This window comes from Micromonospora sp. NPDC003197 (assembly GCF_053590565.1).
On sequence record NZ_JBSFTE010000036.1, the window covers coordinates 64700 to 70808 of the forward strand.

The window sequence follows — 6109 nt, forward strand, 5'->3', positions numbered from 1 at the left end:
GAGTCTAGGACGCTTCGTGCACCCTTGGTTCAGCGTGCAAATGTGGGCATTGCCCATCTGAACCAGGTAGTCTTCGGGGTATCAGGTGGGAGGTGTGGATCAACATGCTGGCCGAGGAGTTCCCGAGCCGTTTTGACATCGTTGGTGAAAGTGAGGCTGATGCCAGAGGTCGGGTGGCTCTTGGTCGGGCAGGTGCCCGGCCCGGACGCCGCTACCAGGTTCGTTCCGATACTGACGGGGTGATAGTGCTGATGCCGGTAGTGTCGATCCCGGAGCGGGAGATGCTGGCCTGGGAGAATCCTCAGTTGGCTGAGCAGGTCCGCGCCGGAGTGGCCGATGCTGAGGCGGGCCGTACGGTTGACCTGGGTGACTTCACGCAGTACGCCGACGAGGACTGATCAGATGGCGTACGAGCTGCGCTTCGCTCCGGCGGCTGCCGAGGCGATCAAGAAGTTGACCGCCGGTGGTCAGGCCAACGTGATCAAGCTGAAGAAGGTACGAAAGGCGCTGGGGCTGCTACAGAAAGACCCGATGTATCCCGGGCTGCATTCGCACCTTTATCAGCACTTTCCTGCGTTGGAGAAAGGCAAGGTTTGGGATTCCTACGTCGAGAACCGTACTGCGGGAGCGTGGCGGATCTACTGGATGTACGGCCCCAACGAGGTTCGCGACGGTGAGGAAATCGCTGTGATCACGGTGCTGGTCATCGGACCGCACCTCTGATCAACTCCTTGGGCTATGACTGGTTGCAAGCCGCCGACTTTCCTGTCTCATCTCATGTGGGGTGCCTTCACCCTCGGCGTCTCCGCGGTCAGACAGGGCCTCATGCTGCCTGTTCTCAGCCGCTACGCCGGTAAGCCTCGAGACACAACTGTTGGGCGAGTTTTAGCCGGTCAGCGCGCGCTGAGTTCAGAAGGGAGGGGATTCTGCCAATGGTCGCCAGTAGCCTGTCGGTGCGTCCGTAATTTGCTGGCTGTGCTTTTGCGGTGGAGTAGGGTCCAGGCAGCCGTGCGAGTCGATGGCAGGGGTGTGCGGGGTGCAGGTTGACGGTGTCGCTGGCGTACCGGGTTTGCTGGTCGGCGGCGGGGTGGCCGAGACCGACTGGCCGCTGCTGACGTACTGCGACGATGCGACCGGTGAGCGGACGGAGCTGTCGGCTACCGCGCTGGCCGGATGGGCGTCGCGGACCGCCGGGCTGCTGCACGAGGGCTGCGGGCTGGGTGCGGGTAGTCGGGTGGCGGTGCTGTTGCCGCCGCACTGGCAGACCGCCGCCGTGTTGTTGGGGGCCTGGTCGGCGGGGCTGTCGGTGTCGTTCCGTCTGGCGGCGACGGCGGGCCTACCGGTGGTCGAGTCGGGCAACGATGAACCGCTGGACGCGGTCTTCGTCTCTTGGCACCGACTGGACGACTGGCTGGAAAACGTGCCCGACGCTCGACACCGTTTCGTGCTGGGGCTCGCACCGGGTGCCAAGACCATGGACGAGATGCCCGCCGGATACCGCGACTACCTGTCCGAGGTGGGTCGCTACAGCGACAACCTGTCGGCGTACGCACCGATACAACGGACCGCTGCCGCGAGCGTGGACGGCGTTACCTTCCGCGAGTGGGGCTCGGTGGCGTCGGAGACGGCCGCCATGCTCGACCTACGGTCGGGGGATCGGCTGCTGGTCGACGCGAGCGAGCACGAGCACCCGTACAAATGGTTGTTGGCCCCGCTGGCGGTCGGTGCCTCGGTGGTGCTGTGCGCCAACGTCGACCCGACGACCGTTAAGGCTCGGGCAGCAGCCGAACAAGCCACCCGTATCCTTCGATAATTCACCTTCTGCCACAATGCCCTCCGTGGATGAACTGGAGGCATTCCGGGCTGCTGCCCGGAAGAAAGACATGCCTGACGACGCCATCGACTGGTGGCTACGACTCGCGCGCCCCTGCCTGCGTCTGGGAAACGGCGGTAGCGGTCCGGTGGTCGGATACTTCGGTGGCAGGCCGGCGCTGCCCGCCTCGGTTGCCTGGCCCGACGACACCGTTCACCTGGCTTCGATCGACCTCGCCGCGATTCCCCGCGGCGCGCTCGATTTCGAGCTTCCCAGTGACGGCACCCTGGTGTTCTTCACAGAGACGTACAGCGTCCCCGAAGTCGGTCGCGTGATCTACGTGCCGGCCGGCGCGGCAGTTACCGAGGCCGAGCCGCCCGCCGACACCCCCAGCGTGTACGACCGCATTCCCCTGAACGGCACACCGGACTGGAGCCTCCCCGAGAGTCCCCACCAGAGTCTCCGCTATCGAGGCGAGAGCCGCGACGACGAGCGCGTCTACCGGAGCATCGTGTGGGAACTCGGCTCGGACGACCGCAACGAAGACGACCTCGCTGTGCTCGGCGGATTCGGTATCTCGAACACCGGCGGTCTCGGCATCCCGGTCGGAGACCCCGAAACCAAGGTGTTGCTGGCCGAGTTCTTCCTGGATGAGGGCGACGTCGGCCAGGACTTCGAGACCGAATTCGCCACCCTCTTCTACGTGATCAGTCGCGACGATCTGGCCGCTCGCCGGTTCGAGCAGGTGTCGTTGGCCTCCGACTTCCACTGGTGACCACGACAGCCCGTGCGTGATCCCCGAAGTGAAGTCGGCTGGGGTCAGCGTGCGGCTGAGGTGGCCACGGCCGATGGGAGCACCTGATCCGAGGTGCCCTTGCGCGCGACCTGCGGGGTACACCCTCGAAACGACCAGGTCGGGCTGTCGACCGTCCTGGTGACCGGGTGGTGGGAACCGCTTGTTGCTACTCCAACAGCAACAAACGTTCCCAACGCACCGGAACGATCAACCACAGCGCATGATCAATGAGATCCATCGGGTAGCTCGGCGCGGATCGTCTTGACAGGCCGAGTTCTGTCAGACGTCGACGAGGCCTCGCTCGATGCTCTCGAAGATGTCAGCATCGGTCGCCTGCTGCCACTCGGGCAGGTCGTCCCAGTCCGCCACATAGGAGGGCTTGGGGTCGGGGAAGTGCTTGAAAATTTGGCCGACCCAGCAGAGGGCGACGAACCGGCCCTTCTGCGTGCGGGTCAGTTTCGCAGTCGCCCCGGCTGTGGCCTCGACGAACGTACGCACCTGTTCGTACACGGCGGTCGCGCTCGCGCGCTCCCAGTCGGGGGTTTCTTCCCAGGGAGTGACGTAGCCCGGCTTCGGTTCGCCGGGATAGTGCCGGCGGACACCAGCAATCCATGCCTCACGGAACGCGCGTCCTGCTTCGCTCTGCAACCTGATCTCCCTCGGGGTCATGGCAGGACCAGTCCGTCCGTCAATATAGTGATCTGCTTGTCGAGATGTCGGACATGGCCGTCATCTCGGAGCGTGGCGAACTGGTGTCGGAGGTGGTGTAACTTGCGCCTGACGGCTCCCGATCCAGACTGCCGTACGGTGTCTAACGCTGCCCCGCCGTAAAAGACAACCTCGTGTACGTCACCCCGTTGGGCAGCGGAGACGGCGAGATCTGTCAGGACGGGCACCTCGCCGCCGCAGGGAAAGCCCTTGTCGCAGTGCGCTGGGCAGCACCGGGTTCAGCGATCCTCCTGAGCCGGCTGGTGACTAGCGCTGATCGCATCAATGCGTGAATCTCGTGAACTTGCTGAAGAGCTGAGTTTGGCCCTGAGCGATTCGCAAGTAACTAACTACGATGCGAGCATGGGCGGTGGGGGGGGAGGATGGGGCAAACGTCGACATCACTCGCGGAGGCACTTCGCCTTGCTGAGTGGGGGCCACGGCAGCTTGTGGCTGCGATCAACAATCGCTTGTCGAGGCAAGGTCGCGATAAGTACCGACTTGACCCGACGGCAGCCTATTCATGGGTGCGGCGTGGGTTTCGGCCGCGCTCGCCGGTTCCGGACATCGCGGCAGCAGTGCTTTCGGAGCAACTTGGCTATTCCGTGACAGCGGCACAGCTATGGCCTGAGCATGAGTGTGCTGAGGGCCCTGCCCGTGATGCTGTCGACGGACTCGACAATATCCTTTGTGTGGATGATCTGCTTTGTAAGCTGAATGCGCTGAATGCTACCGCTACAGCCCCGGGTGACTTTTTCGTGGGTTCGTCCGGCATGGACCTGACCGCAATGGTGCTCGACCAACTGCACAAAGCTGTATTCGTGCCGAAGGCCCGTGCTGGTCGTGATCGAGTTCTTCCTGAACAGGTCGAACTGATCTCCACGCATGTCGCGGCTCTGCGGCGACTCGATGACAGACATGGCGGCGGCGCGTTGAGTCTCCGTTACGTTACGGCAGAACTTCGTAGTGTCGTTGACCTGTTTGAGTATGCCAATTTCGAGCCGAGTGTGGGACGCCAACTTCTGATCAACATCGCTGATCTTGCTCAGCTTCTTGGTTGGTTGCAGTTCGACTCGGGTCGCTACGGCCCGGCTGAGCGATACCTGTTGCTGAGCATTGGTATCTGTCGTTCGCTTGGTGCGGCTGACCGCTCCGCCAACGTTATCGGCATGCTCAGCTATGTGTCGGCATTTGCGGGACACGGTCACCAGGCGTTGCATATTGCCGAGGCTGCAGCACGCGAATCCAGGAAGGACGGCTCGATTCTGCTTGCGCGATTACATGGTCGGGAGGCGACGGCGGCTGCTGCCAGTGGTGATCTTGGTCGGTTTCGTCGCAGCTCAGAGGAGGCGATGCGGCTGGTAGTCGAAGGGCCAGGACGGAAAGCGCCATCGTTCCTGTACTACCTCGGTCCGGAACAGTTGGCGGCTGAAGTAGGTCAAGGGCTGGTTGTGCTGGCCGAACGCTGCTCCTCCAGCCGCAACCATCTGCTTGTGGAAGCGATTGATGTTCTGCGCGATGCTGTCGGGGTTCTCGCGTTATCGGCCGCCGCCCAGCAGGCGGCTGTCTATCCCCGCTCAGCGCTACTGCACAGCACCTTTCTCGCACGTGCGTACCTGCTCCACGGCGATCTTGCGGAGGCGGTCGAGACGACCCGGGGTGCGATCCGCCTGCTTGACCAGGTTCAGTCACCTCGGGGGCGGTCCTACCTGCTGTCGTTGCGTCGCGTCTTTGCGCGACGGGGTCGATCTCGCGCGGTGGCCGGCTTTCTTCCGGAGTTTGATCAGGCATTATCGCGTGCATGACGAGAACGTCTCACGACGAGGCAGGTCCCACCCGCACCGCCGGTGAAGTCTTGGTGGTGCAACGCGTGCTTGATCATCCTGATGCGGCTAGCCTGCTGCGATCCTTCTATGAAGATCAAGTTGAGAGGTACGGCTTTGCCGATCCTGTCGATGCTGATCCGGCCGAATATGTCCTGCCCAGCGGTGTCTTTGTTGTTGCCTACTGCGATGGGGTGCCGGCCGGATGTGGCGGCTACCGATGGTTCGATCGCCCTTCGGGCACCGTGGAGATCAAGAAAACGTATTCGGTTCCTAGGATGCGCGGATTGGGTGTTGGTCGGGCCCTGTTGGTCTGGCTTGAACGCCACGCGGTGGCAGCTGGAGCGCGTCGCGGAATTTTAGAGACCGGGGTGCGCAATCATGCGGCTATCCGGCTATTCCATGAATTTGGCTACCGGTCGATTGAATCGTATGTGCCCTCGCGCGATCCGGAAATTAATCGCGCGTTTACAAAGCTGCTTGCTTGATAATTTGCGGCATCGGTTGGGTTTGGTCAAGGATTGCCGCAGGTCTCGGCTCTGTGGTGATGTCGCCCAGGGGTGTCGCGGTCAAACTGGATAGCGCGCGAGGTGTGGCTGTGTGCGGCTCGGTTGGGTGTTCTTCTGGTAAATGCTGCTCTGAAGTTCACTGAATTCACGGGTCATTGCTCGGGATCCCGTTGTTCACGAGTCTGAACCCTTCTCTTTTTATCTCGCCTCGCCAACCATGGATCTCGGATTCGCTGCTTGATTGTCATAGGTCGAAATCGCTGGATGCTAAATCGGCCACACGTGCAGGGGCAGCAGTGGCGCTACCAAACCGGGAGGTGAGGACCTTGTCCTATGCATTCGTGGCGGTTGGCGGGATCTTGTTGGGGTTTGTGGCTGGGTTGGTGTCGTGCCGGGTGTCGTGGCGGTGGTGTGGGGTGTGCGGGGTGTCGTTGACCTGCCCGAACTGTTCGACCCAGCC

Annotated in this window: 7 protein-coding genes; 6 read left to right on the forward strand and 1 reads right to left on the reverse strand. The window is 62.5% G+C overall.

Annotated features, from left to right (window positions below; translation table 11 throughout):
* Nucleotides 1-251 precede the first annotated feature (251 nt).
* From ACWDV4_RS28155 to ACWDV4_RS28170, 4 genes are all read left to right on the forward strand, one after another.
* On the forward strand, nucleotides 252-398 hold the full coding sequence (locus ACWDV4_RS28155) for a hypothetical protein (protein ID WP_449984784.1): 147 nt from the start codon (nucleotides 252-254) through the stop codon (nucleotides 396-398).
* A 4-nt stretch (nucleotides 399-402) separates the two neighbouring features.
* Nucleotides 403-723, forward strand: coding sequence for a hypothetical protein (locus tag ACWDV4_RS28160; protein WP_449984787.1), 321 nt, complete (start codon nucleotides 403-405; stop codon nucleotides 721-723).
* A 313-nt stretch (nucleotides 724-1036) separates the two neighbouring features.
* Nucleotides 1037-1813, forward strand: coding sequence for a TIGR03089 family protein (locus ACWDV4_RS28165; protein ID WP_449984789.1), 777 nt, complete (start codon nucleotides 1037-1039; stop codon nucleotides 1811-1813).
* A 25-nt stretch (nucleotides 1814-1838) separates the two neighbouring features.
* Nucleotides 1839-2588 (forward strand): DUF1963 domain-containing protein, encoded by a 750-nt coding sequence (locus ACWDV4_RS28170; protein ID WP_449984792.1) that lies wholly within the window; start codon nucleotides 1839-1841, stop codon nucleotides 2586-2588.
* A gap of 300 nt (nucleotides 2589-2888) precedes the next feature.
* Here ACWDV4_RS28170 and ACWDV4_RS28175 read toward each other — a convergent pair whose 3' ends face one another.
* On the reverse strand, nucleotides 2889-3257 hold the full coding sequence (locus tag ACWDV4_RS28175) for a hypothetical protein (RefSeq protein WP_449984794.1): 369 nt from the start codon (nucleotides 3255-3257) through the stop codon (nucleotides 2889-2891).
* Nucleotides 3258-4009: 752 nt separating this feature from the next.
* On the opposite strand from ACWDV4_RS28175, the gene ACWDV4_RS28180 reads away from it, so the two are divergent.
* Both ACWDV4_RS28180 and ACWDV4_RS28185 read left to right on the forward strand, forming a co-directional pair.
* Nucleotides 4010-5122: a hypothetical protein gene (locus ACWDV4_RS28180; protein WP_449984795.1), complete on the forward strand. Its 1113-nt coding sequence runs from the start codon at nucleotides 4010-4012 to the stop codon at nucleotides 5120-5122.
* A complete protein-coding gene (locus tag ACWDV4_RS28185; protein WP_449984797.1) occupies nucleotides 5119-5628 on the forward strand; it encodes a GNAT family N-acetyltransferase in 510 nt (169 codons plus the stop codon). The genes ACWDV4_RS28180 and ACWDV4_RS28185 overlap by 4 nt, the downstream gene beginning before the upstream one ends.
* Nucleotides 5629-6109 lie beyond the last annotated feature (481 nt).

Coding starts and splice junctions, on each gene's coding strand:
- ACWDV4_RS28155 (WP_449984784.1), top strand. CDS start 252: ATGCCGGTAGTGTCGATCCCGGAGCGGGAGATGCTGGCCTGGGAGAAT.
- ACWDV4_RS28185 (WP_449984797.1), top strand. CDS start 5,119: ATGACGAGAACGTCTCACGACGAGGCAGGTCCCACCCGCACCGCCGGT.
- ACWDV4_RS28160 (WP_449984787.1), top strand. CDS start 403: ATGGCGTACGAGCTGCGCTTCGCTCCGGCGGCTGCCGAGGCGATCAAG.